The organism is Streptomyces sp. NPDC008137 (genome assembly GCF_042957035.1).
Classification (GTDB): domain Bacteria; phylum Actinomycetota; class Actinomycetes; order Streptomycetales; family Streptomycetaceae; genus Streptomyces.
In genome coordinates, this window is the sequence record NZ_JBIBHN010000004.1 from 1 (window position 1) to 23545 (window position 23545).

The 23545-nt window shown below is 71.7% G+C and carries 18 protein-coding genes; 7 read left to right on the plus strand and 11 right to left on the minus strand.

The genetic code is table 11. From position 1 onward, the window contains the following. Window positions 1–565 precede the first annotated feature (565 nt). Entirely contained in the window at window positions 566–1249 is a 684-nt protein-coding gene (locus tag ACFZBT_RS08185; protein ID WP_391099910.1) for a chaplin family protein, read from the minus strand. Window positions 1250–1523: 274 nt separating this feature from the next. Between ACFZBT_RS08185 and ACFZBT_RS08190 the strand changes: the two genes are divergently transcribed. The 3 genes from ACFZBT_RS08190 to ACFZBT_RS08200 all read left to right on the plus strand — a co-directional run bounded on the left by ACFZBT_RS08190 (window position 1524) and on the right by ACFZBT_RS08200 (window position 5951). Next, window positions 1524–3098, plus strand: coding sequence for an alpha/beta fold hydrolase (locus ACFZBT_RS08190; protein ID WP_391099913.1), 1575 nt, complete (start codon window positions 1524–1526; stop codon window positions 3096–3098). 77 nt (window positions 3099–3175) lie between these two features. Then, window positions 3176–4270, plus strand: a complete 1095-nt coding sequence (locus tag ACFZBT_RS08195; protein ID WP_391099915.1) for a chemotaxis protein — start codon at window positions 3176–3178, stop codon at window positions 4268–4270. A gap of 271 nt (window positions 4271–4541) precedes the next feature. Next, window positions 4542–5951, plus strand: a complete 1410-nt coding sequence (locus ACFZBT_RS08200; protein WP_391099918.1) for a SpoIIE family protein phosphatase — start codon at window positions 4542–4544, stop codon at window positions 5949–5951. Window positions 5952–5956: 5 nt separating this feature from the next. Here ACFZBT_RS08200 and ACFZBT_RS08205 read toward each other — a convergent pair whose 3' ends face one another. Then, window positions 5957–7450 (minus strand): hypothetical protein, encoded by a 1494-nt coding sequence (locus ACFZBT_RS08205; RefSeq protein WP_391099921.1) that lies wholly within the window; start codon window positions 7448–7450, stop codon window positions 5957–5959. A gap of 234 nt (window positions 7451–7684) precedes the next feature. On the opposite strand from ACFZBT_RS08205, the gene ACFZBT_RS08210 reads away from it, so the two are divergent. Continuing rightward, entirely contained in the window at window positions 7685–8824 is a 1140-nt protein-coding gene (locus ACFZBT_RS08210) for a phosphotransferase (protein WP_391099924.1), read from the plus strand. 80 nt (window positions 8825–8904) lie between these two features. Here ACFZBT_RS08210 and ACFZBT_RS08215 read toward each other — a convergent pair whose 3' ends face one another. From ACFZBT_RS08215 to ACFZBT_RS08250, 8 genes are all read right to left on the minus strand, one after another. After that, entirely contained in the window at window positions 8905–9402 is a 498-nt protein-coding gene (locus ACFZBT_RS08215; RefSeq protein ID WP_261683344.1) for a hypothetical protein, read from the minus strand. A 71-nt stretch (window positions 9403–9473) separates the two neighbouring features. After that, window positions 9474–10073, minus strand: coding sequence for an ABATE domain-containing protein (locus ACFZBT_RS08220; RefSeq protein WP_391099927.1), 600 nt, complete (start codon window positions 10071–10073; stop codon window positions 9474–9476). 40 nt (window positions 10074–10113) lie between these two features. Further along, entirely contained in the window at window positions 10114–11007 is an 894-nt protein-coding gene (locus ACFZBT_RS08225) for a universal stress protein (RefSeq protein WP_391099929.1), read from the minus strand. 162 nt (window positions 11008–11169) lie between these two features. Continuing rightward, window positions 11170–11412 (minus strand): DUF397 domain-containing protein, encoded by a 243-nt coding sequence (locus tag ACFZBT_RS08230; protein WP_215123856.1) that lies wholly within the window; start codon window positions 11410–11412, stop codon window positions 11170–11172. 106 nt (window positions 11413–11518) lie between these two features. Beyond that, window positions 11519–12685: a thiolase domain-containing protein gene (locus ACFZBT_RS08235; RefSeq protein WP_391099932.1), complete on the minus strand. Its 1167-nt coding sequence runs from the start codon at window positions 12683–12685 to the stop codon at window positions 11519–11521. Beyond that, on the minus strand, window positions 12682–13746 hold the full coding sequence (locus ACFZBT_RS08240) for a thiolase domain-containing protein (RefSeq protein WP_391099934.1): 1065 nt from the start codon (window positions 13744–13746) through the stop codon (window positions 12682–12684). Before ACFZBT_RS08240 ends, ACFZBT_RS08235 begins: the two co-directional genes overlap by 4 nt. Further along, window positions 13743–14684 (minus strand): OB-fold domain-containing protein, encoded by a 942-nt coding sequence (locus ACFZBT_RS08245; protein WP_391099936.1) that lies wholly within the window; start codon window positions 14682–14684, stop codon window positions 13743–13745. The genes ACFZBT_RS08240 and ACFZBT_RS08245 overlap by 4 nt, the downstream gene beginning before the upstream one ends. An 18-nt stretch (window positions 14685–14702) precedes the next feature. Next, entirely contained in the window at window positions 14703–15503 is an 801-nt protein-coding gene (locus ACFZBT_RS08250; RefSeq protein ID WP_391099939.1) for a crotonase/enoyl-CoA hydratase family protein, read from the minus strand. A 176-nt stretch (window positions 15504–15679) separates the two neighbouring features. Between ACFZBT_RS08250 and ACFZBT_RS08255 the strand changes: the two genes are divergently transcribed. Next, window positions 15680–17299, plus strand: a complete 1620-nt coding sequence (locus tag ACFZBT_RS08255; RefSeq protein ID WP_391099941.1) for an AMP-binding protein — start codon at window positions 15680–15682, stop codon at window positions 17297–17299. 115 nt (window positions 17300–17414) lie between these two features. Continuing rightward, on the plus strand, window positions 17415–19265 hold the full coding sequence (locus ACFZBT_RS08260; RefSeq protein ID WP_391099943.1) for a sulfatase: 1851 nt from the start codon (window positions 17415–17417) through the stop codon (window positions 19263–19265). A gap of 141 nt (window positions 19266–19406) precedes the next feature. On the opposite strand, the gene ACFZBT_RS08265 is transcribed toward ACFZBT_RS08260, so the two are convergent. Beyond that, window positions 19407–20930 (minus strand): fatty acyl-CoA synthetase, encoded by a 1524-nt coding sequence (locus ACFZBT_RS08265; RefSeq protein WP_391099946.1) that lies wholly within the window; start codon window positions 20928–20930, stop codon window positions 19407–19409. A 155-nt stretch (window positions 20931–21085) separates the two neighbouring features. Between ACFZBT_RS08265 and ACFZBT_RS08270 the strand changes: the two genes are divergently transcribed. Next, window positions 21086–23512 (plus strand): penicillin acylase family protein, encoded by a 2427-nt coding sequence (locus ACFZBT_RS08270; RefSeq protein WP_391099948.1) that lies wholly within the window; start codon window positions 21086–21088, stop codon window positions 23510–23512. Window positions 23513–23545: the final 33 nt, after the last annotated feature.

The following is a 23545-nucleotide window of genomic DNA, read 5'->3' on the forward strand; positions in this document are numbered from 1 at the left end:
CTGGCACGCACTCTCGCCGCACCGGGCGAACCCCCAAGTACATCCAGTACGAGGGGCTCCACCCGGCACACCGAGAGCACGCACCAGACGCCGCGAGGCCCGCCCTCCGGGCGGACGACGGGACTTTGCGGACACGACCTAAGGCGCCAACACGGCCGACCACCCTCCGCCCCCAGGGGCGGCATCGGCTACGGGGCCCGCGGGAACGCGGTGTGCGCGCCGTCGCCGTCGGGGAAACACAGCGCGCCACACCCTCCGGGCCAGGGAGCAGTGTCGCGTGCCGCCGCCCACGCTGCGCGGCGGACACCACAACCTCCGGGCCCCGAAAACCACGTCGCATCCCGCCGTCCGTAGAACCGCGAGGACTCGCGGCGTCCCGGCCGCGAGCCACCACCCGGCAGCGCAGCCTGGGTGCCCGGCTCCCGGGCCCGAGGGACTCGGTGTCGCCTGCCACCGATCGGCGGGGCCGCGAGGGCGCCGCCGCTTCCGGGCCCGGGTCGTGGCCGAGGCTGCCGCGCAGCTCGGCCACCGCCTGCGGTATCGCGTACCGACGGGATCCGCTGCCTCAGCGCCGCTGCGAGGCTTCCGCCGCCGGGCGGAACCTCCGGCGCAGTACCACTCCCCCGAGCACCAGCGCCGCGCTCGCCGCGACGGCCGGCAGGGTGTGGTCCGAGCCCGTGTGGGCGAGGGCCCCCGCGGCCTGCGGCACGGAGTGCGCGGCGGGGGCGGGGTCGGGGGCCGGGTGCGCCCGGGGCGGGACGGACGGCTTCGGGGCCGCCGGCTTCGGTGGGTAGTGAGGGCGGACCGGCCGGTCCCCGGGGGTGTTCGAGGACTCGTTGCCGGTCGCCGCGTTGCCGATGCCGACCACGTTCACGCTGTTGCCGGTGACATTGACCGGGACGTCGACCGGCAGCTGTACGCCGTTGCCGGAGACCACGCCCGGTGAATCCTTTCCGCTGCCCTCGGCGACCGCACCGCCGGGCTTGCCCGGCCGGCCCGCCCGTCCGTCGCCCTTGTTCGCGCAGCTGTTGCCCGCGGCGGGGTTCAGGGCCCCCACCACGTTCACCGTGTTCCCGCACACGTTCACCGGGACATGCACCGGCAACTGAATGGTGTTACCGGAGACCACCCCGGGCGAACCGGCCGCCGATCCGTCCGCCGCGGAGTCCGCGTACGCGGGGACGGCCATGGCCATCGCGCCCGAGGCGGCGGCGACGGCGATCACACCGTTTCGGGTAACCCGTTTCATAGGTTCCCTGCCTTCCAGACATCGTCGCGGGCACTCACCCGCACGGGATAGAACGCGGGGCGCACGATCCGAGTTATGGCTTATCGGCCTTTCACTCCATCGAGCGGCCCGGTTGTCGAACTAGCGGTAAAGCCCTTCGTATGCGGCACCGGGCAGCGCACCACACCGCACGTCGAGCGGCCCCACCCGCCCGGAGGCGCCCCTTACGGGGCCCGCTTATGGTGGGCGAGGGCGCCGGTTCCCGGTCCGCTGTGGGGCGCCCCTGGAGGCATCTATGCTGGCCAAGCTGTCCACGCACCTCTCGATCCGGCGCTGCGCGGTCTCCGGCGTGGCCGGGCTGGCCCTGCTGGGCGCGGGCCTGCCGGCGGCCGCCGACGACCCGCCGCCCGGCCTGACGCGCTTCTACGACCAGAAGATCAAGTGGTCGCCCTGCGAGGGCATGGACATGCCCAAGGACCTGCAGTGCGGCAAGGTCACCGTCCCGCTCGACTACGCCAGGCCCGGGAACGGCACTCTCGATCTAGCCCTGGCCCGCTACCGGGCCACCGGCAAGTCCCGGGGCTCGGTACTGCTGAACTTCGGCGGCCCGGGCGTCCCGGGCGTGACCCAACTCGCCCTCGGCGGGAAACACTTCATGGGTCTGACGAACGGCTACGACGTCGTCGGCTTCGACCCTCGCGGCGTCGGCCGCTCCGCACCGGTGAGCTGCGGAAACGCCTCCACCGGCACACTGGAGGAGACGGACGGGAACACCGGGGCCGCCGATCCGCAGGCGGTGCTCGAGAAGCTGCGCGAGGCGGCGGCCGAGTGCGCCGAGCACTCGGGTCCCGTCCTGCGCAACATGGGCACGGTGAACGCCGCCCGCGACCTGGACGTCATGCGCGACGCGCTCGGCGACGACAAGCTCAACTACCTGGGCTTCTCGTACGGCAGCCGGCTCGGGGCGGTGTACGCGGCCCGGTTCCCCGAGAAGGTCGGCAGGGTGGCGCTGGACGGCGTGGACACGCTGACCGAGCCGTTGTCCGAGCAGGGCATGGCGAGCGCCCGGGGGCTGCAGACCGCGCTGGAGAACTTCCTGACCTGGTGCACGGAGGACATCGCCTGCCCGTTCGGGCAGGATCCGCGAAAGGCCAGGGAACACGTCGTACAGGTGGTCAAGTCGCTCGACGAGGACCCGGTGCCGACGGACTTCGGCGAGGCGTTCTCCGGGCAGGACTTCGCGGGCGCGCTCGGGCAGGGCCTCTACAGCAGAGAGCTGTGGCCCTTGCTGCAGCGGGCGGTCGCCCAGCTGCTCGAGGAGGGCGACACGCGCGGCCTTGAGGCCTTCGCGTCCGGGGGTGTCACGCTCCCACCGCTGCGGGGCGAGCACCGCGGACTCGTCGACCCGGATGACGTACCCCTGGACAACCTGCCGGCGGCGCTGATGGCGGTCAACTGCGCGGACGATCCCGACCGCCCCGCCGCCGCGCAGGTCACCAAGGACCTCGGCCGGCTGCGCGCCCGGTACGAGCAGGCGTCACCCGTCTTCGGCCGGTACCGGCTCGCCCAGGTGCTGCTGTGCTACGGCCGCCCCAAGGGCACCGACTTCATCCGCGACGAGGTCAAGGACGTCGACACGCCGAGGATGCTGCTCGTCGGAACCCGGGGCGACCCCGCCACGCCGTACCGCTGGACGGTGGAGACGGCCGAGCGGCTCGGCTCGTCGGCCGTGGTGCTCGACAACCGGAGCGAGGGCCACACCGGCTACGGATCCTCCAAGTGCGTGCAGGGCAAGGTCGACGCCTTCCTGCTGTACGGCACTCTCCCGCCGGACGGCAGCTCCTGCGGCTCCGAGCACGACACCGAGTGAGTCGCCGCCCACTCACTCGAACCGGCGAACCGCTTGCCCCAAATGCCCCCATCGTGAATCGGCTCTATCGTGCTGTCATGGAGCACGTTCTGAGTCCCGCGACCCTTGCCGAGCTGCGGCGCCCGCGCCCTTACCCCGCGGTCTCCGTGCTGACGCCGACCCACCGGCGCGAGCCCTACAACGCCCAGGACCAGGTCCGGCTGCGCAATGTCGTGGCCGAGGCCAAGAGGCAACTGGAGGCCGATCCCGCCGTCACCCGGGAACGCCGGGCCGAGGTCGCCCGGCACCTCGACCGGGCCCTGTCCGAGGTCGATCTCACGCACGCCGAGGACGGCCTGGCGATCTTCGCGGCCCCCGGCGAGCACCAGGTGTGGTCCCTCGCCCGGTCCGTACCCGAGCGCGTGGTGCTCTCGGACACCTTCCTCACCCGGAACCTGGTCTCCGCCCAGACGGCCGGGCGGCCGTTCTGGGCGCTGTCGCTCGCCGCGGACCGCGTCACGCTGTGGAACGGCGGTGCCGACCGGGTCGTGGAGGCGCGTGTCGGCGGCTTCCCCCTGACCAGACGGGTGGAGAACTTCGACCCGGAACGGGTGCAGCGGATCGGCGACACGCCGAGCGCCTTCCGGGAGGAGCGCACCCGCCAGTTCCTGCGCGAGGCCGACATCGCGATGAGCGCCGTCCTGCGCGACCATCCGCGACGGCTGTACGTCACCGGCGAGCCGGCCGCCCTCTCGCTGATCGACGAGGCCGGCACCACCGCCAGGAGCGCGGTGCACGTTCCGCACGGCGGCCTCGCCCACGGGACCCCCGATGCCGTGTGGCAGGCCATGCGGCCGGTGATAGAGGCGGAGGCCCGCCGGAGCACGGACGCCGTGAGCCGCGCCCTCGAAACGGCCCGCGGACGGAGGGAGTTCGCCGCCGGAGTCGACGAGCTGTGGCAGAGCGCCCGGGACGGCCGCGTCCGGCTGCTGGCCGTCGAGGAGAACTACCGCGTGACGGTCCGCGACGCCGGGGACCACCTGATCCTCACCGAGAGCGGCGACCTCGACTCCCGCGAGGACATCGTGGACGAGATCGTCGAGCAGTGCCTGGAGACGGGCGCCGACGTCCGCTTCGTGCCGGACGGCGCACTCGGTGAGGCGGACGGCATCGCGGGAGTCCTGCGGTACTGAAAGCCTCGAACAGGTGGCCTTCGAACATGTGCAGTACTCGGCGCAAGCGTTACCCACGAGTCGTCAAATACCCTGTGTAATCTACGACTTGGGCATCCTGGCAGCACGCCTCACGCCTACCTCGGAGTAACTCCGTGAGACTGTGGCATATGCCAGAAGCACCACCGTATCGTGTGTTGCCAAACCCCTTACAGGGCGTCGCGGGCTGTGCGACAGTCGTAACGGTCCCTCCGTCAGCCTTGGTCGTACCGTCCCCGCATCGGAGTGCGTCATGCCGTCCCACCTCTCCGCGGACCGCCCAGCCGCCCAGCCTCCCGGACGCGGTTCGGTCGACGCGCTCATATCGCAGACGCGGCGGCTCAAGGGCGACATGGACGCGGTGCGGCGCGACGCCGAGGGGGACGGATCGGACCACCCGCGGGGTCGCTGGCAGCGCGCCCTGTACGACCTGGCCCTGCACCAGCTCAACGACCTCGACGAGCATCTCGCCCAGCTGCGGGACGGCCCGCCGCCCGCGGCGGCCCCCCTGGAACCGGCCGCGCCCCCGCCGGGCTCGCTGCTCAGCCGGGTCGGCAGCGCCGAGTGGAACCTGCTGACGGACGAGGCCAGTTGGTCCGGGGAGCTCTACCAGATCCTGGGCCGCGACCCCGAGGCTCCACCGCTCACCCTCGACGAGATGCCGTCCCTGGTCCTGGACGAGGACCGGCCGAAGCTGACGTCGATGGTCACGAACTGCCTCGTCGACGCCCGGCCCATCGACGGCGAGTTCCGCATCGCACGCCGGGACGGCGACGTCCGCACCGTACACATGATGGGCGAACCGGTGCTCGACACTGACGGCAGCACCGCCTCGATGTGGGCGGTGCTGCGGGACGTCAGCGAACTGCGCCGCAGCCAGCGGGTGGTCAGCGAGACCCGTGACTCGCTCCACCACCTGGGGCATGCCGCGCGGACCGAACACCGGCTCGCGGTCGAGTTGCAGGAGGCCGTGCTCCCGCCGTGGCGCGGCTCCCTGCGGCTCCCGCACCGGGGCACCGAGCCCCTGGACCTCGCGGCCCACCACCTGCCGGCGTCCACGAACACACTGATCGGCGGCGACTGGTACGACGCGCTCGAACTGACCGACGGCGAAACCCTCCTCAGCGTCGGCGACCTCACCGGACACGGAGTCGGTGTCACCTCGAACATGACCATGCTGCTCGGCGCCGTACGAGGCATGGCGATGGCCGGCTCCCCACCGGGACAGCTGATGGCCTGGCTGAACCAGTTACTCGACGCCACCGTGCAGCCCGCCCTCGGCAGCGCCGTCTGCTGCCGCTACCGGCCGGGGACCCGCACCCTGGTGTGGGCGCAGGCCGGACACCCCGCCCCGCTGCTGTTCCGCGACGGGACGGGGCGCGCACTGGACACACCGGACGGCGTCCTGCTCGGCGCCACCTCGGGCGCCGTCTACGGACAGGCCGAAGAGACCCTCGAAGTGGGCGACCTGCTGCTCCTGCACACCGACGGGCTGGTACCCGGGCACACCGGAGCGGCGGCGGTGAACCTCCTCCTCGGCCTGGCCCCGCGCATGACAGGGAACCGCACCGCGGAGGACTGCGTACGGACAGTCCTCCAGGAGTTCGGCGAGAGCGCGCGCGAGGACAACGCCTGTGTGCTCGTCGCCAAGGTCACGGCATAGGGAACTCAGGCCCGCGCGCTGTCGCCGCCCCTGCCCTTCGTCTTCGGCAGGGCGAGCTTGATCTCCTCCCGCAGCTCCTGGATCCTCGGGTAGCCGGCGTACTCGGCGGTGAGCCGGTACATCTCACGCAGCCGGTCCCAGGTGCGGTGGGATGAGTTGGATCCCATCGACACCAGGGCCAACCGCGCGTACCGGTCCGCCTGTTCGGGGTCGTCCGCGATGAAGCAGGCCGACGCCATCGACAGATAGTCGAAGATCTTCGACCGCTGCCGGCCGTCGACCCGCAGGGCCAGCGCCTTCTCCGCGTAGTGCTGGGCATGCGCGGACGCACCCGGCTCGAACTCGGCGAGCGTGCGGTAGGCCAGGGCCTGCATGCCGTAGAGGTCCTCCTCCTTGAAGGTCTGCATCCAGTCCGGGGGCGGTACGTCGGCCTTGTCGGAGACGAACAGGTCCTCCGCCTGCCCGAGCGTGCGGCGCATCGCCTGGCCCTTGCCCATGGCGGCCTGCGCCCAGGCCTCGACGGTGCAGAGCATCGCCCGGGTGCGGGGCAGCACGTCGTCGCCCGAGCCGGACGTGGCGAGTCTCATCAGGTCCAGGGCCTCGTCCGGCTTGCCCAGATGGACCATCTGACGGGCCGCACGGGAGAGCGCCTCGCCCGCGCGGGGCCGGTCCCCGCCCTCCCGGGCCGCGTGCGCGGCGATGACGAAGTACTTCTGGGCCGTGGGTTCCAGGCCGACGTCGTGCGACATCCAGCCCGCGAGGACGGCCAGGTTGGCGGCGACGCCCCACAGGCGCCGCTGGAGATGGGGTGGGTGACGGTAGGCGAGCATGCCGCCCACCTCGTTGAGCTGGCCCACCACGGCCTTGCGCTGGAGCCCGCCGCCGCGGGCCGCGTCCCAGGCGCGGAACACCTCGACCGAGCGCTCCAGTTCCTCGATCTCCTGCGACCCGATGGGGGCGGCCTCGTAACGGTCGAACCCGGCGGGGTCGGCGTGCAGGGGACGGTCGAGGTCGGGAGCGTCGACAGCCAGGGCAGGGTCGGTGTGCAGCCAGTCGTACATGGCGCTGCTGAGTGCGGATCCCGCGGCGAGCGCGGCGCCCGCGCCCACCAAGCCGCGTCGGTTGAGCATGAGGTCCATTCCCGTGAATTCGGTGAGGACCGCGGCAGTCCGCTCGGGCGCCCACGGCACACCGTCGGGAGGCTCCGCGCTCCCGCCGCCCTGCCGTTTCCCCGCACGCCCGTGCCGGACCAGACCGAGGTCCTCGATGGTCACGACACGGCCGAGACGCTCGGTGAACAGAACCGCCAGCACCCTCGGCACCGGATCGCGCGGGATCTCTCCCGTGTCGATCCAACGCCGCACCCGGGAGGTGTCGGTCGAGAGCTGGGGGTGGCCCATGGCCGCCGCCTGCCGGTTGACCAGCCTCGCGAGTTCGCCCTTCGACCAGCCGGCCAGGCCGAACAGGTCCGAGAGACGGGTGTTGGGTTGTCCGCTCACATCAAGCCCCCAGGTACTCGGCTGAGTTGACAGTAGCCCGGGGAGACTTGCCGGGCGACTATTCGCCAGGGTTCGCCAGGGTTCGCCAGATGGTGTGCCACCGGGCATCCGGTGTCAGGTAGGAACGCGCCACCCCGACCCGGTCGCCGCAGGGACATTCCCCAGGATGCTCCCGGGGGTCCGGGCCGGGTGGTGCGCTGTCGTCGCAGGCACACGAAGGGATCTGTCTCGCCCATGTACGCAGCATCGTCCTCCGTGTCCGCACCGCCCCGGTCGCTGCACCCGCGTCCCACGGACAGCGGCCCCTACCTCGCCCCCGCGCGGCCGGCGGCCCCCGTGCTCGGTGCGGGCAGGGCGCGGCGCGGCGCGGTTCTCGGAACCCAACCGCTCAGCGGAAGACTCGACTTGTCCGGCCCTCAGGGCGCGCAGCTGCGCACCGCCATCGCGTCGGTGCACCGTATCTGCCCGGAGTTCGCCCCGGTGCAGGTGTTGCGCCGTAGCGGCCGGTCCGTGCTCCTGGTCGGTACGACCGGTCGGAACACGGCCGTCGCCAAGTGTTTACTGGACCACTCCCCCGCCTGGTCCGAGCGGATCCACCACGAGATAGCGGCGTACCGCTCGTTCGTCCGGCACCGCCCTCCCGTGCGGGTGCCGAGACTGATCGCTGCGGACCCGGAGAACTGCACCCTGGTCATCGAGCGGATGCCCGGACGGGTGGCGGCGCTCCATCGGCATCCGTCCGAGGCGCCGCCGCGGGCGGACATCAGAGCCGCGCTGGGCGCGATCTGCCGGCTGAACGCCTGGCGGCCGCCGGCTGGGACGTTCGACGCTCCGCTCGACTACGCGGCGCGGATCTCGAGGTACCACGAGCTGGGCCTGCTCACCGACCGGGACCTGGGCGATCTGCAGAAGCTGCTGCACGGCATCGCGCAGGCGGCCGGGCGGCAGGGAATGGGCCAGTTCTGCCACGGCGACGCGCTGCTGTCGAACATCCTCCTGTCACCAGCCGGTCCAGTGCTGGTGGACTGGGAGCACGCGGGCTGGTACCTGCCGGGCTACGACCTGGCGACGCTCTGGTCGGTGCTCGGGGACGCACCGGTGGCCCGTCGCCAGATCAGCCAGATCGCCCAGTCGGCGGGCCCGGCGTCCAGGGACGCCTTCCTGGTGAACCTGATGCTGGTGCTGACCCGTGAGATCCGTACGTACGAGACGGCCGTGCAGCGTTCGATGCACGACGCGGCCCCGGCGGCACCGGGCCCGGCCCATCCTGGTGCTGCGCCGTCCGGCGAGGAGCAGCGGCTGCTGCTGCGGCGGCTGCACGACGACTGCCAGCTGGCCCGGCGGGCCGTGCGCGCGGCGGTCGGTACTCGCTGACGGGGACGAAAGGGCCGCTGTGCGCCTGGGGAGGCGCACACAGCGGCCCTTTCGTGTGTGGCTGGCGTACCGCCGCCGGTTCAGCCCTGCTGGAACAGCTCGGCCGGCAGGGGTTTGAGAAGGGCGTAGAGGTCGTCCGTGATGGGACGGTCCCAGGCGGCGATGGTCACCAGGACGTTGTCGCTGCGGTCGAACTGCACGCAGGAGATCCGGCCCTCGGAGAGCTTGACGCGGCGCACGATCAGGAGGTTGTCGCCCTGCATCACCGGCACGTCCTCGGTGCTGACGACGGTGACCTCCTCGTCGTTCTCCAGCGCCAGCAGCAGCTGGGCCACCTCGAAGGGGACCTGCCCCTCGGGGACGTCGCGCGCCGGGGAGCCCTCCGGCAGATTGCCGATGATCATCGCGGGGCCGCGGCCGCCGAACAGGTCGTAGCGCAGGAAGACACCCTGGCAGGTGCCGTCGGGAGCGGGCAGCAGTCCGGCGCCGAGGTTGCCGGGCCAGTCGCCCGGGTCCATGGCCAGTACGTCGAAGTCAGGCCCGGCGGGAGTGGCGCTGCGGCGGCGGAGGAACGACATGTCGCCCATGGTACGTGTCCCGGCCTGCGAAGTGGCGGGCGGGCGGCGGCCCGGTCGGACCGCCACCGGGCTCAAGTCGTCGCCCGGTGCCGTTGGTGGTGGCGGGCGACCCGGGCGCGGTTGCCGCAGGAGGGTTTGCACCACTCCTGGCGCGGGTGCTCCTTGAGGAAGTACCGCACGCAGCGCGGTGCGTGGCAGGCTCGCAGCCGGTCGCGGTCGGGGCTCGCGAGGAACGCGATCACGGCCTGCGCGAGGGTTGCCGTCAGGTCGTCGGCGCCGTGTACGGGCCGCTGATGGACGAGGGGTGCGGCCTCCCGGGGCCAGCGCAGGACCGGCACGGTGGGGGTGCGGGCGGCCGCCTCGTTGAGGCGCCGCACGGCCTCGGCCTCGGGCAGGAGACGGGGCGCGTCCGCAGGGCTGGGTTCGCCGGGGCGCACGGCGCGGGCGAAGAGCGCGCGGGCGGCGGCGCGCAGGTCTCGGACCTCGGCGAGCCGCGCCGTGTCGGCGGTGAACCCCTCGGTGTCCGGCAGGACCTCGGGGTGCGCCCGGACCCAGACGGTCAGGCCCGCCGGGTCGGCCAGGTCGTCGGCCACGCCGCCGTCGCCGTCGTGCCGGACGGTGAGGGCCAGGTCCAGGGCGAGCCGGGCGTCCCTGCTGATCGGTTCCCGCATGGGGCTAATGATAGGCCCGTCTCCATCCATTACAGCGAGGTCAGTCCTGTGGCGGCGCCGGCGGGACCACCGCGACGGGGCTCGCGGCGTGCAGCAGGACGGCGTGGGTGACCGAGCCCATCATGCGGGCGGGTGCCAGCAGGTGCCGGCGGTGCCGGCCCACCACGACGAGGTCCGCGTCCCGGGAGGCCGCCACTAGGTGTCCGGCCGCGTCCCCCGCCGCGGCGAGCGGCTCGGCCGGGACGTCGGGGTGCCGTTCGTGGTACGGGGCGAGGAAGCCCTCGGCGAGGACTCGGGCCTCGTCCTCGATGACGTCCTGGTCGACCACCGGCGGGGGCATCTCCCCGGGCATCATCCAGGGCTGCGCGGGCCACGGGTAGGCGGCGACCGCCTGGAGCCGCGCACCGCGCCGGGCGGCCTCGGCGAAGGCGAACTCGAGCGTGGCCTCGTCGGGGCCGTCCACCTTCAGGCCGACGACGACCCGCCGGCCGGGGCCGTCGTCCCGGACATCGCCTCCGGTCCGGGGCACCACGACGACGGGGCACTCGGCGTCACGCGCGGCTGCCATGCCGTTGGAGCCGAGCACCAGGCCGGCGAACCCGCCGCGGCCCCGGGAGCCCAGCACCAGCAGCTGAGCGGAGGCTCCCAGTTCGGGCAGGACGGCGCCGACCGCGCCCTCCGGTGCGAGGTACTCCGTGTCCGGCTGGTCGGCGCGCCCTTCCAGGCGGGTGCGGACCCGGTCGAGGACGGGATCCTCCTGTGGGTCCGCGGGCCCGGCGGCGAGGACCTCGGGCTGTGCCCAGTGGGCGTACTGGCGTACATGGACCACGCGCAGGGGCGCCGAACGCCGGCGGGCGGCGTCGACGGCCCACTCCAGGGCACGCAGGCTGCCGTCCGAACCGTCTACCGCCGCGATGACCGGCAGGGTGCTCACGGATCTCTCACCTCCGGGATACGACCGTCCCTTCCGGGCGCCAGCCTGGCTCAGGTACCGGCCCCGGGAGGATGTCTCGGGTCGCGTGTCCGGAAACGCGGGCGCGACACCCCCGGATCGGCCCTCGGATCACGGCCGCCCGGACGGGTCACCCGGCCCGCGTCACGTGAGGTCGAACTCCCCTTCCCGCGCTCCCGACACGAACGCGCCCCACTCGTCGGGCGTGAAGATCAGGGAAGGGCTTTCCGGGCGGCCACTGTTCCGCATGGCGATGAAGCCCTCCACGAAGGCGATCTGGACATCCCCCACGCCACGGCTGCTGGACTGCCAGTCGGCGTTGGTGAGGTCCAGCTCCGGCTTGTCCCAGCCCATGAGCGGGCGCTGCTGGGTGGTGGTCTCGGCCACGTCCGTGCTCCTCCCGATTCGTCGTCCGCGGCCAGCCTAGCGATCGTGTCCCATGGCCAACAGGGCACGTGAGGGGGACCTTTCAGGAGTGGTTCCGGGAGTCGTTTCAGGACTCGGGGGGCCGTGCTCCCACGAGCCACATCGAGAAGAACTGCGATCCGCCGCCGTAGGCGTGTCCGAGGACCCTGCGGGCGCCGTCCACCTGGTGTTCCCCGGCCTGTCCGCGCACCTGGAGGGCCGCCTCCGCGAAGCGGATCATGCCCGAGGCTCCGATGGGGTTGGTGGACAGGACGCCGCCCGACATGTTGACGGGCAGGTCACCGTCCAGTTCGGTCACGCCCGCCTCGGTGAGCTTCCAGCCCTCGCCCTCGTCGGCGAAGCCGAGGTTCTCCAGCCACATCGGCTCGTACCAGGAGAACGGCACGTAGATCTCGGCGCCGTCGATCTCCCGGCGGGGGTCGGTGATGCCGGCCTGCCGGTAGACGTCGGCGGCGCAGTCCTGGCCGGCCTGCGGGGAGACGAAGTCCTTGCCCGCGAAGAGGGTGGGTTCGCTGCGCATCGCGCCGCCGAGCATCCAGGCGGGCGGGCGCGGTGCCCGGGCGGCTCCTGCCCGGTCGGTGAGGATCATGGCGCAGGCGCCGTCGGAGGAGGGGCAGGTCTCCGAGTAGCGGACCGGGTCCCACAGCATGGGCGAGGCGGTCACCTTCTCCAGCGTGATGTCGTGTTCGTGCAGGTGGGCGTAGGGGTTCTTGAGCGCGTTGCGCCGGTCCTTGTAGGCGACGAGGGCGCCGATCGTCTCTGGTGCGCCGCTGCGTCGCATGTACGCGCGGATGTGCGGGGCGAAGAAGCCGCCGGCCCCGGCCAGCAGGGGCTGCTGGAAGGGGATGGGCAGGGACAGACCCCACATGGCGTTCGACTCGGACTGTTTTTCGAAGGCGAGGGTGAGGACGGTGCCGTGGACGCGGGCCGCGACGAGGTTCGCGGCGACGAGCGCGGTGGAGCCGCCGACCGACCCGGCGGTGTGGACGCGGAGCATGGGCTTTCCGACGGCTCCGAGCGAGTCGGCGAGGTAGAGCTCCGGCATCATGACGCCCTCGAAGAAGTCGGGCGCCTTGCCGATCACGACAGCGTCGATGTCGGCCCAGGTCAGCTCGGCGTCGTCGAGCGCCCGTAGCGCCGCCTCCCGGACCAGCCCGGCGATCGACAGGTCCCGGCGTGCCGCGACGTGCTTGGTCTGGCCGACGCCGACGACGGCCACGGGCTCCTTGCTCATCGGGGCTCCCCTTCGAGTACGGCGACCAGGTTCTGCTGCAGGCAGGGGCCGGAGGTGGCGTGGGCGAGGGCGCGGTCGGACTCGCCGCGGTGGATGCGGGCGGCGGCCTCTCCGAGGCGGATGAGGCCGGCGGCCATGATCGGGTTGGCGGCGAGGGCTCCGCCGGAGGGGTTGACGTGGACGTCGTCGTCGAGCCGAAGGGCCTTGCGCAGGACGATCTCCTGGGCGGTGAAGGGCGCGTGCAGCTCGGCGGTGTCGACAGGCCGTTCGAAGGCGCCGGCCCGCTCGGCGGCCAGGCGGGTGGAGGGTGAGTCGGTCAGGTCGCGCACGCCGAGGCCGTGGGCCTCGATGCGGTGGTCGACGCCCCGGATCCAGGCGGGGCGTGCGCAGAGTTCACGGGCCCTGTCTCCGGCCGCGAGGATCACGGCGGCGGCGCCATCGCCGATGGGCGGGCAGTCGCCGGTGCGCAGGGGCCGCACCAGGTACTCCCCCTGCGCCACAGACCCCTTGAGCTGCGCGTGGGGGTTGGCGGAGGCCGCCTCCCGGTTGCGGGCGGCGACGGCCGCGAAGGCGGGCTCGTCGGTGTCGCCGGCGTCGATGAGGGCCTGCGCCTGGAGAGCGGCGAGCGCCACGGAGTCGGGCCACAGGGGCGCCACGTAGTACGGGTCGAGCTGGCGGGTCAGCACGTCGCGGACCGGGCCGGGCGAGGACTTGCCGTACGAGTAGACCAGGGCGGTGTCGGCGTCGCCCGTGAGGAGCTTGGTCCAGGCCTCGTACAGGGCCCATGCGCCGTCCATCTCGACATGGGACTCGGAGATCGGCGGCCAGGCGCCGACGCCGTCGAGGGCGAGGGTGAAGGAGAAGGCGCGGCCGGCGAGGTAGTCGCTGGAGCCGGAGCAGGTGAAGTCGATGTCGGCGGTCTTCAGGCCGGTCCGGTCGAGGACCTCGTGCAGCACCGGCATGAGCATCTCCACCTCGGAGAGCTCCTCGCTGGTACGCCGGTGGGCGGTCTGGGCGAAGGCGACGACAGCGATCTCGCGGTCCCGCGGTGCGCTCGTCACAGCAGCTCCTTGTAGGTGTCGTAGTCCGCGTCCGGCTCACCCGTGGGCCGGTAGTGGTCGGGATAGCGGGCGCCGTCCGTCCACACGGGCTCGACCCGCAGCCCCATGCGGACCTCGTCGTAGGGGATGCCGCCGATGCGGCCGTGCAGCGCGAGGCCTGCGCCGTCGAGGGCGATGTGGGCGTAGACGTACGGCACCTCGATGTCCAGGTTCTTCGCCTTGATGTTGACGATGCAGAACGTGGTCACCGTGCCGCGCGGCCCGACCTCGACCTGCTCGTCCGTGGCGACCCCGCAGGTGGGGCACGCGCCCCTCGGCGGGACGTAGACCTTCCGGCAGGAGGGGCAGCGCTCTCCGACGGTGCGCCGGCCGCCGAGGGCGTCGATGTAGGCGGTCTGGGCGCGGCCGGGCGAGTAGGTGTAGTCGAGGCGGGCGGCGGCGACGATGCCGGTGACGGGGGCCTCGAACTCGCCGGTGGCGCCGGTGAGTCGGGGCGGCTCGCCGTCGTACGGCTCGAAGCAGGCGATGTCCGTGATGGCTCCGGTGCGTTCCTCGGCCCAGCGGACGCGGACGCGCATGCCGGTGTGCACGGCGTCGGGCCCCGGGGCGTCGAGTGCGTGCAGCAGGGCGGTGTCGGCGCCGTCGAGGCGGATCAGGGCCCAGGCGAAGGGGGTGGTGAGGGGCTGGCCACGGCGTGGTTCGTGGTTCCAGGCCCAGGTGGTGACCGTGCCGGCGGGGGTGACCTCGACGAGGTCGCGGATCTCCTCGGCCGTGACGGGGTCGTACTCCACCGGCGGGACGAGAACGCGGCCGTCGCTCGCCCGTACGCCCAGCACGACGCGTTCGCGCAGGCCGGTCAGGAAGGCGCTCTGTACGGGGCCGAGGGAGCGGGTGAAGGGGAACTCGACGACGAGGGGGGCTTTGAGGACTTCGGGCATGCCACAGGGCTCCTTCGGTCAGGCGCGCTTGTAGACGGGCGGTCGTTTCTCCGCGAAGGCGCGGGCGCCCTCCTTGGCGTCGGCGGTGTCGAAGACCGGCCAGCCCCGGGTGAGTTCGGCGGCGAGGCCGTGGGACTCGGTCATCTCCGCGGTCTCGTAGACGGAGGCCTTGACGGCCTCGACGGCCAGCGGGCCGCAGGAGTTGATCTGTTCGGCGATCTCCAGTGCACGCTCGAGCGCGGTGCCGTCGGGGACGACGTGGCCGACCAGGCCGATGGCGGCGGCCTCGCGTGCGCTGTAGGGGCGGCCGGTGAGGAGCATCTCCAGGGCGTGGGTGCGCGGGATCTGGCGTTGCAGCCGGACCGTGGAGCCGCCGATGGGGAACAGGCCGCGCTTCACCTCGAACAGACCGAAGGTGGCCGATTCTCCGGCGACGCGGATGTCGGTGCCCTGGAGCATCTCGGTGCCGCCCGCCACGCAGTGGCCCTCGACGGCGGCTATCACCGGCTTGCGGGGGCGGTGATGGCGCAGCATCGCCTTCCAGTGCAGGTCGGGGTCGGCCTTGAGCCGGTCGCGGTACTCCTCGCCGGCCATGCCGTTCCCGGCGAGCGCCTTGAGGTCCATGCCCGTACAGAACGAGCCGCCCGCGCCGGTGAACACGATCGAGCGGACCGAGTCGTCCGCGTCGGCCTCCAGCCAGCCGTCGTGGAGGCCGACGAGCATCGGCAGCGAGAGCGCGTTCCTGACCTCCGGCCTGTTGAGCGTGAGCACCAGTGTGGCGCCTTCGCGCCGCACGGTGAGGTGTTCCGTCCCACCCATGGCCAACTCCCCTCTCGAAGAACGAGAACAGGTTGCAGTAGGGCGTGAGGCACTTCAAGGGTTTTCTGACAGGTAGTCAGTTTTCTTCTGCGCGGACCCTTCACAGTTGGACCGCCCTTTGCTCTGATGACCGGCGAACCGTCCGATGCCAGGCACGTCCCGGGTCAGGAGGAGCGGTGGAGTACAACCTTGCCGACCTGTTCGAGTCGGTCGTCGACGTCGTCCCCGGCCGTGAGGCGCTGGTGTACGCCGACCATCCCGGTACGGGCGCGGAACGGCGTCTGACGTACGCGGAGCTGGACGCGGCGGCCAACCGCGTCGGCCACCATCTGCTCGACAGCGGGATACGGCCCGGTGAGCACCTCGGCCTCCACCTCTACAACGGGGTGGAGTATCTGCAGACGGTGCTGGGCTGCCTGAAGGCGCGGATCGTGCCGGTCAACGTCAACTACCGTTATGTGCAAGAGGAGTTGGCGTACCTCTACCGGGACGCGGATCTGGTGGCGCTGGTCTTCGACGCGGAGTTCACGGACCGGGTGGCGGCGGCACGGCCGCGGGCGGAGAAGCTGCGGCATCTGGTCCGGGTGGGTGCACCGGCGCAGGGGGCCGCCGAGGTGCCGTGCACGCAGTTCGCGGATGCCGAGGCCGCGGGGTCGCCGGCGCGCGGCTTCCCGGCGCGTTCGGCCGACGACCAGTTCATCATCTACACCGGCGGTACGACCGGAATGCCCAAGGGTGTGATGTGGCGGCAGGAGGATCTGTTCTTCGCGGGGCTCGGCGGGGGTGCCCCGACCGGTGAACCGGTGAAGAAGCCGGAGGAGCTGGCCGAACGGGTAGCGGCTGGCGGGTCCGGGATCACCTTCTTCCCCACAGCTCCGCTGATGCACGGCACCTCCACCCTCACGGCGTTCATCGGCTTCAACTTCGGGCAGCGGGTCGTGATCCACCGCAAGTTCGTGCCCGAGGAGGTGCTGCGGGCCGTGGAGAAGGAGAGGGTCAGCAGCATCTCGCTGGTGGGCGACGCGATGCTGCGGCCGCTGGTCGACGCGCTGGCCGGTCCGCTGAAGCACATCGACCGCTCGTCGCTGTTCAGCGTGTCGTCGTCCGGCGCGATCATGTCGGACACGGTGCGCCGGCAGTTCCAGGAGCTGGTGCCGAACGCCATGCTGCTGAACAACTTCGGCTCGTCGGAGTCCGGTTTCAACGGCACGGCGACCGAGGACTCGGGGCCCGAGCGTGGCTTCCGGATCCGTGTCCACGCCCGTACGCAGGTGGTGGACCCGGCCACGTACGAACCCGTGGCGCCCGGCGAGGTGGGCCGGATCGCCCAGTGCGGACATGTGCCGCTCGGCTACTACAACGACCCCGCCAAGACCGCCGGGACCTTCTTCGAGCGGGGCGGCGAGCGGTGGGTGCTGCTGGGCGACATGGCCACGGTCGACGAGGAGGGCGTGGTCACCGTCCTGGGGCGCGGCTCGCAGTGCATCAACACCGGCGGCGAGAAGGTGTACCCGGAGGAGGTCGAGCAGGCCCTCAAGTCTCACCCGGACATCTACGACGCGCTGGTGGCCGGGGTGCCGGACCCCCAGTGGGGCCACCATGTGGCGGCTGTGGTGCAGCTGCGCGAGGGGGCGGTACGGCCGTCACTGGAGGACGTCCGGCTCCATTGCCGGGACCGGCTCGCCGGCTACAAGATCCCGCGTCAGCTGGTGATCACGGAGTCGGTGCGGCGGTCGCCGAGCGGGAAGGCGGACTACCGGTGGGCGCGGGAGGTGGCGGTGGCGGCGGACGGGTGATTCTCCGGCCTGTCGTTTGAACCTAAGGTGACGTGCGGACGTACTGGTGGTGGCAGGCTCGGTTCACCGGGCTCTGTTTGCCATGCCTAGCAAGACCGCACGGAAGGACCTCCGGGTGTCGCTCTTCACTCGCTCCCGTCAGCAATCGGACCCGGCCGGGGGCGGGGCGGAACCGGATGACGACACCGGCGGTGACGCGGTCGCGGAGGAACCGGTCGGCGACGGCACCGACACAGCAGGGGACGCCCCGAAGGAGACCCCGGACGTCGACGTCGCACATGAGGCCACGCCCGAAGAGACACCGGACGCGACGAAGCCCGGCTGGTTCGGCTGGCGGCGGCGTTACCCCCGTACGGCACGCGGCGTCAGCGTGGGAACGACCGTCCTGGCCGGGGCCCTCGTACTGTTCGCGCTCCTCGTGCCCAACCAGATCGAGAAGATCGAGTTCGAATCGTTCGTCCGCATTCCCGCCGAGGGCGTGCTGCTCGCGGGCCTGCTGCTCACGCTGCCGCCGCGGGCCCGGCGGATCACGGCGGTCGTCTCAGGTGCGTTCCTCGGGCTGATCACCATCCTGAAATTCGTCGACATGGGCTTCTACCAGATCCTGGCCCGGCCCTTCGATCTGGTCCTTGACTGGATACTGATCGAGAACGGCACGGACTTCCTGAGGGAGACGTTCGGCCGTACCGGCCAGGTGCTGGCCGTGGTCGGCGTGATCGTCCTGTTCATCGCGGTGCTGGTCCTCACGACGCTCGCCGTGGTGCGGCTGACGAACCTGATGACCGGCCACCGTTCCGTCGCCGCCCGTACGACACTGATCCTCGGCACGGCCTGGATCACCGCCATGACGCTGGGCGTGCAGATCGGCAGCGTGCCGTTCGCCACCAAGGGCAACGCCGAGTTCATCGGCAACCGGGTGGACCAGGTGCAGGCGGGCCTGAAGGACGCGCGGGTCTTCCGGAAGCAGGCCGCCGTGGACGCCTTCGCCAAGACGCCGCCCGACCAGTTGCTCACGGGGCTGCGCGGCAAGGACGTACTGTTCACCTTCATCGAGAGCTACGGCCGTGTGGCGATCGACGACCCCGCGATGGCCCAGCAGACCGGCGCCGTGCTCAAGGAGGGCACGGGCAAGCTGAAGGCGGCCGGTTTCGAGTCGCGCAGCGGGTGGCTGCAGTCGCCGGTGACGGGCGCGGGAAGCTGGCTCGCCCACTCGACGTTCCTGTCCGGGCTGTGGATCAAGAACCAGCAGCGGTACCGCAACCTGACCACCAGTGACCGTATGACGCTCACCAACTACTTCGGCAAGACGAAGGCCTGGCGGACCGTCGGTGTCGTGCCCGGGGTGCGCCGGGCCTGGCCGGAGGGGAAGTACTTCGGCCTGGACCACATCTACGACTCCGAGCACCTCGGCTACCACGGCCCGTACTTCAGCTGGACGCCCGTGCCCGACCAGTTCAGCATGGAGGCCTTCCAGCGTCTGGAGCACGGCAAGAAGGACCGCGAGCCGATCATGGCGGAGATCATCCTCGCCTCCAGCCACAACCCGTGGTCGCCCATCGCGAAGATGATCGACTGGGAGGACCTCGGCGACGGGTCGGTGTTCCACCAGATCAAGAAGGAGGGCACCAACCCCACGGAAGTCTGGAAGGACCCTGAGAAGGTGCGCACCGAGTACCGCAAGGCCATCGAGTACTCGATCCGCAGCCTCACCGAGTGGCTGGAGCGCTACGGCGACGAGGACACGGTCCTCGTCTTCCTCGGCGACCACCAGCCGGTGCCGACCGTCACCGCCGGGGACACCGGCAAGGACGTGCCGATCACCATCGTCGCCAAGGACGAGAAGGTCCTGGACCGGGTCGCCGACTGGGGCTGGACCGACGGCCTCAAGCCCGCCGAGAACGCTCCCCGGTGGGGCATGGACAAGTTCCGCGACCGCTTCATGACGGCGTACGGCCCGCAGGGCTGAGGAACGCATGCCGAGCCCGTCCGGAAGCGCCGGAGACGGGCCCGGGCGGCGTCGTCCCAGCGTCCGTACAGAGCGGACGGCAGATCGGGGAGGCCTCGCGGGCTGCGGCGACGGTCGCCTCGGGAGGCACCCCTCGTGCCGCTACCCGGACGCTGCCGCCCCCGTCCCGCCTCCCAGGTCCTTCCTGAGCTCCCGCTTGAGGATCTTCCCGCTGGCGTTGCGCGGGAGTTCGTCCACGAAGAACACTCTCTTCGGCGCTTTGAAGTGCGGAAGATTCTCGCGGACGTGGTCGATCAGTTCCGCCTCCGTCACCTCGCCGCGCGGGACGACGACGGCCGTGACGGCCTCGATCCAGCGGTCGTCGGGGAGGCCGACGACCGCGGCCTCGGCGACCCCGGGGTGGGTGTACAGGGTGTCCTCGACCTGGCGTGAAGCGACCAGGACGCCGCCGGAGTTGATGACGTCCTTCACCCGGTCGACGATCGTGAAGTAGCCGTGCGCGTCGCGGACCGCGAGGTCGCCGGAGCGGAACCAGCCGTCGCGGAAGGCCTCGGCGGTCTCCTCGGGCTTGTCCCAGTAGCCCTCGCACAGTTGCGGGGAGCGGTAGACGATCTCGCCGGGGGTGCCGTCGGGTACGTCCTCGCCGTCCTCGTCGACCACGCGCGCGTCGACGAACAGCACGGTCCGGCCGCAGGAGTCCATGCGGCCCTTGTGCTCCTCGGGAGCGAGGACGGTGGCGAGGGGGCCGATCTCGCTCTGGCCGAAGCAGTTGTAGAAGGCCAGCTTCGGGAGGCGTTCCTTCAGCCGTTCCAGTACGGGGACCGGCATGATGGACGCACCGTAGTAGGCCTTGCGCAGGCCGCTCAGGTCGCGGGTGGCGAAGTCGGGGCGGTTGGCCAGGGCGATCCAGACGGTGGGCGGGGCGAACAGGCTGTCCACGCGGCCCGCTTCGACCAGGTCGAGGAGCCGGTCGCCGTCGGGTGCGTCGAGAACGAGGTTCGTCGCGCCGACCGCGAGGTAGGGCAGCAGGAAGACGTGCATCTGCGCCGAGTGGTACAGGGGCAGCGCGTGCGCGGGGCGGTCCCCCGCGCTGAGGTCGAGGGCCGAGATGGCGCTCAGGTATTCGTGCACCAGGGCCCGGTGCGTCATCATCGCGCCCTTGGGCAGTGCGGTCGTCCCGGAGGTGTACAGCAGTTGCACGAGGTCCTCGGGGCGCGGCTCGGGGCCGTCGTACAGGGGCGCCGCGGGCACACGCGCGAGCAGCGAGTCGCCGGCGTCGCGCAGGGGCAGTGTCCGTACGCCGTCGGGGAGCCGGCCGGCGAGGTCCGGGTCGGCGAGGACCAGGGAGCTGCCGGACTGGCCGACGATGTAGGCGAGGTCGTCGCCGGTGAGGTTCTGGTTGACGGGTACGTGCACCAGGCCGGCCCGGGCGCAGGCCAGGAAGGCGATCAGGTAGGCGTCGGAGTTGTGGCCGTAGGCGCCGACCCGGTCCCCGGGGGACAGGCCCTGGTCGAGGAGGACGCTCGCCGCGCGGGAGACCGCGGTGTCGAGTTCGTCGTAGGTCCAGGTGCGTTCGCCGTACTCCACCGCGATGCGCGCCGGTGTGCGCCGGGCGCTGCGCCGTAGGACTCCGTCGACCGTGCTGCCGTGTCCGGGCGTCGTCATGACAAGTGATCCTCGGTCGGCCGCCCGGGGAGGTCAAGGACCGGCCGGCTCAACCCCGCAGCCGCCAGAGGCGTCCGGTGTGATGGTACTGACGTATGAACACGGAACATTTGTACGCTCAAGTCTCCTTACCCTCAACGATGTTGGAGGGCACCATGCGCAACCGCCTGAGACGCCTCGTCCTCGGGGCCACGGCCCTGTTCACGGCCGCGTCCGCGTTACCCGCGGCCGCCGCCCCGAGCCAGGGGCGTGCGGAGCAGCATCCTTCCCGCGACGGCCTGTCCGCCGTCATCCGCTACACCGAGTACGGCATTCCGCACATCCTCGCGAAGAACTACGCGGACCTGGGCTTCGGCACGGGCTGGGCGCAGGCCGCCGACGAGGTCTGCACGCTCGCCGACGGCTTCGTGACCCTGCGGGGCGAGCGCTCCCGGTACTTCGGCGCCGGCACGGCCGCCGACGGCGCCCTCTCCGGGGCCAGGACGAACCTCGCCAGTGATGTGTACTTCCGCGGGATCCGGGAGAGCCGCACCGTGGAGAAGGCGCTCGCCCAGCCCGCTCCCGCGGGCCCGAGCCGCGAGACACGGGGCATGATGCGGGGCTGGGCGGCCGGGTACAACGCGTGGCTGAAGAAGAACAAGACCACGGATCCCGCCTGTGCGGGCGCCTCCTGGGTGCGTCCGGTCACCGAGCTCGACGTGGCCGCCCGCGGTCTCGCCATCGCCTCGATCGCGGGCGAGGGGCGCTTCGTCGACACGATCACCACCGCGCGGCCGCCGACCGGGCCCACCACCGCCCGAAGCGGCACCTCCGCTCCCCGGGCGAGCGCCAAGTCGGTGGCGAAGGCGGCGGACGACTTGTGGGGCGACCCCGGCATGGGCTCCAACGCGGTCGCCTTCCGCGGCGACACGACGGCGAACGGCCGCGGTCTGCTACTGGGCAATCCGCACTACCCCTGGGCGGGCGGGCGCCGGTTCTGGCAGTCGCAGCAGACGATCCCCGGCGAGCTGAACGTCTCCGGCGGCTCCCTGCTCGGCACCCCGGCGATCTCCATCGGGTTCAACGCACATGTGGCGTGGAGCCACACCGTCTCGACCGGCATTCCGGCCAACTTCCACCGGCTGACGCTGGATCCGGCCGATCCCACGACGTACCTCGTGGACGGCGAGCCGGAGCGGATGAGGAAGCGGACCGTGACGGTCGCGGTGAAGGACGGCGCGCCGGTGACCCGCACCCAGTGGTGGACCCGCTACGGGCCGGTCGTCACGTCGCTCAGCCCCCAGGTCCCGTTGCCGTGGACCAGCACGACGGCGTACGCCCTGTACGACCCGAACGCCTCCAACCTCCGCTTCTCCGACACCTCGCTCGGCTTCGGCAAGGCACGGAGCACGGACGAGGTCCGCGCCTCACTCGCTCGGCACCAGGGCATTCCCTGGGTGAACACGATCGCCGCCGACCGGGCCGGACACTCCCTCTACACCCAGTCCCAGGTGCTCCCCCGGATCACCGACGGGCTGGCGGAACGCTGCTCGACGGAGCTCGGCAGGACCACGTATCCCGCGTCCGGCATCGCGATCCTCGACGGCTCGCGCGGCGACTGCGCCCTCGGCGGCGATCCCGACGCCGTGGTGCCGGGCATCTTCGGCCCGGCGCGGATGCCGACGCTCGAGAACGCACCGTACGTGGAGAACTCGAACGGCACCGCGTGGATGACCAACGCCGACCGGCCGATCACCGGCTACGAGCGGGTGTTCGGCACCGTGGGCACACAGCTCGGCCTGCGCACGCGCGGCGGGATAGAGGACGTGGCGGCGATGGCGGACAAGGGCCGTCTGACCGTACGCGACCTGCAGCGGCAGCAGTTCGCCAACCGGGTGCCGGCGGGCGATCTCGCCGCCGAGGACGTGGCACGGGCGTGCGTCGCGCTGCCGGGCGGCAGGGCGACGGGCAAGGACGGCACACCCGTCGACGTGTCGGACGCCTGCGGGGTGCTGAGGGCGTGGGACCGCACCATGGACACGGGGAGCCGGGGAGCGCTGCTCTTCGACCGGTTCTGGCGGAGGCTGGAACAGGCGGTGCCGCCGGAGCAGTTGTGGAAGGTGCCGTTCTCGGCGGCCGATCCGGTGCGTACCCCGAACACGCTGAACACGGACGCTCCCGGCCTCGCCGCCGCCCTCGCCGACACGGTGACGGAGCTGCGGACCGCGGGCATCGCGCTCGACGCGCCGCTCGGCGCCCACCAGTTCGTCGTCCGCGACGGCGAGCGCCTTCCGGTGCCGGGCGGCGCGGGCCAGCTCGGTGTGTGGAACGTGATCCAGCCGACGTGGGACGCGGCCGGCGGTGGCTATACGGAGGTGCCGTTCGGCTCCAGCCATCTCCAGGCGGTGGGCTGGGACGGTGGTGGCTGCCCGGTGGCCCGCACTCTGCTGACGTACTCCCAGTCATCGAACCCGAAGTCGCCGCACTTCGCCGATCAGACGCGGCTGTTCTCCGGCGAGAAGTGGGTGGCGTCGCGCTTCTGCGAGAAGGACATCCTGTCCTCGCCGAAGCTGAAGGTGGTCCGGGTGCACGAGCGAGGCTGACCGTGCGGAACGGGGTGCCGCTCCCGGTGGGGC

Excerpts from the sequence above, each read along its gene's own strand:
- ACFZBT_RS08190 (WP_391099913.1), top strand. The coding sequence starts at position 1,524 with ATGCTGGCCAAGCTGTCCACGCACCTCTCGATCCGGCGCTGCGCGGTC.
- ACFZBT_RS08215 (WP_261683344.1), bottom strand. The coding sequence starts at position 9,402 with ATGTCGTTCCTCCGCCGCCGCAGCGCCACTCCCGCCGGGCCTGACTTC.
- ACFZBT_RS08195 (WP_391099915.1), top strand. The coding sequence starts at position 3,176 with ATGGAGCACGTTCTGAGTCCCGCGACCCTTGCCGAGCTGCGGCGCCCG.
- ACFZBT_RS08245 (WP_391099936.1), bottom strand. The coding sequence starts at position 14,684 with ATGCCCGAAGTCCTCAAAGCCCCCCTCGTCGTCGAGTTCCCCTTCACC.
- ACFZBT_RS08210 (WP_391099924.1), top strand. The coding sequence starts at position 7,685 with ATGTACGCAGCATCGTCCTCCGTGTCCGCACCGCCCCGGTCGCTGCAC.
- ACFZBT_RS08270 (WP_391099948.1), top strand. The coding sequence starts at position 21,086 with ATGCGCAACCGCCTGAGACGCCTCGTCCTCGGGGCCACGGCCCTGTTC.
- ACFZBT_RS08250 (WP_391099939.1), bottom strand. The coding sequence starts at position 15,503 with ATGGGTGGGACGGAACACCTCACCGTGCGGCGCGAAGGCGCCACACTG.
- ACFZBT_RS08220 (WP_391099927.1), bottom strand. The coding sequence starts at position 10,073 with ATGCGGGAACCGATCAGCAGGGACGCCCGGCTCGCCCTGGACCTGGCC.
- ACFZBT_RS08185 (WP_391099910.1), bottom strand. The coding sequence starts at position 1,249 with ATGAAACGGGTTACCCGAAACGGTGTGATCGCCGTCGCCGCCGCCTCG.
- ACFZBT_RS08200 (WP_391099918.1), top strand. The coding sequence starts at position 4,542 with ATGCCGTCCCACCTCTCCGCGGACCGCCCAGCCGCCCAGCCTCCCGGA.
- ACFZBT_RS08235 (WP_391099932.1), bottom strand. The coding sequence starts at position 12,685 with ATGAGCAAGGAGCCCGTGGCCGTCGTCGGCGTCGGCCAGACCAAGCAC.
- ACFZBT_RS08265 (WP_391099946.1), bottom strand. The coding sequence starts at position 20,930 with ATGACGACGCCCGGACACGGCAGCACGGTCGACGGAGTCCTACGGCGC.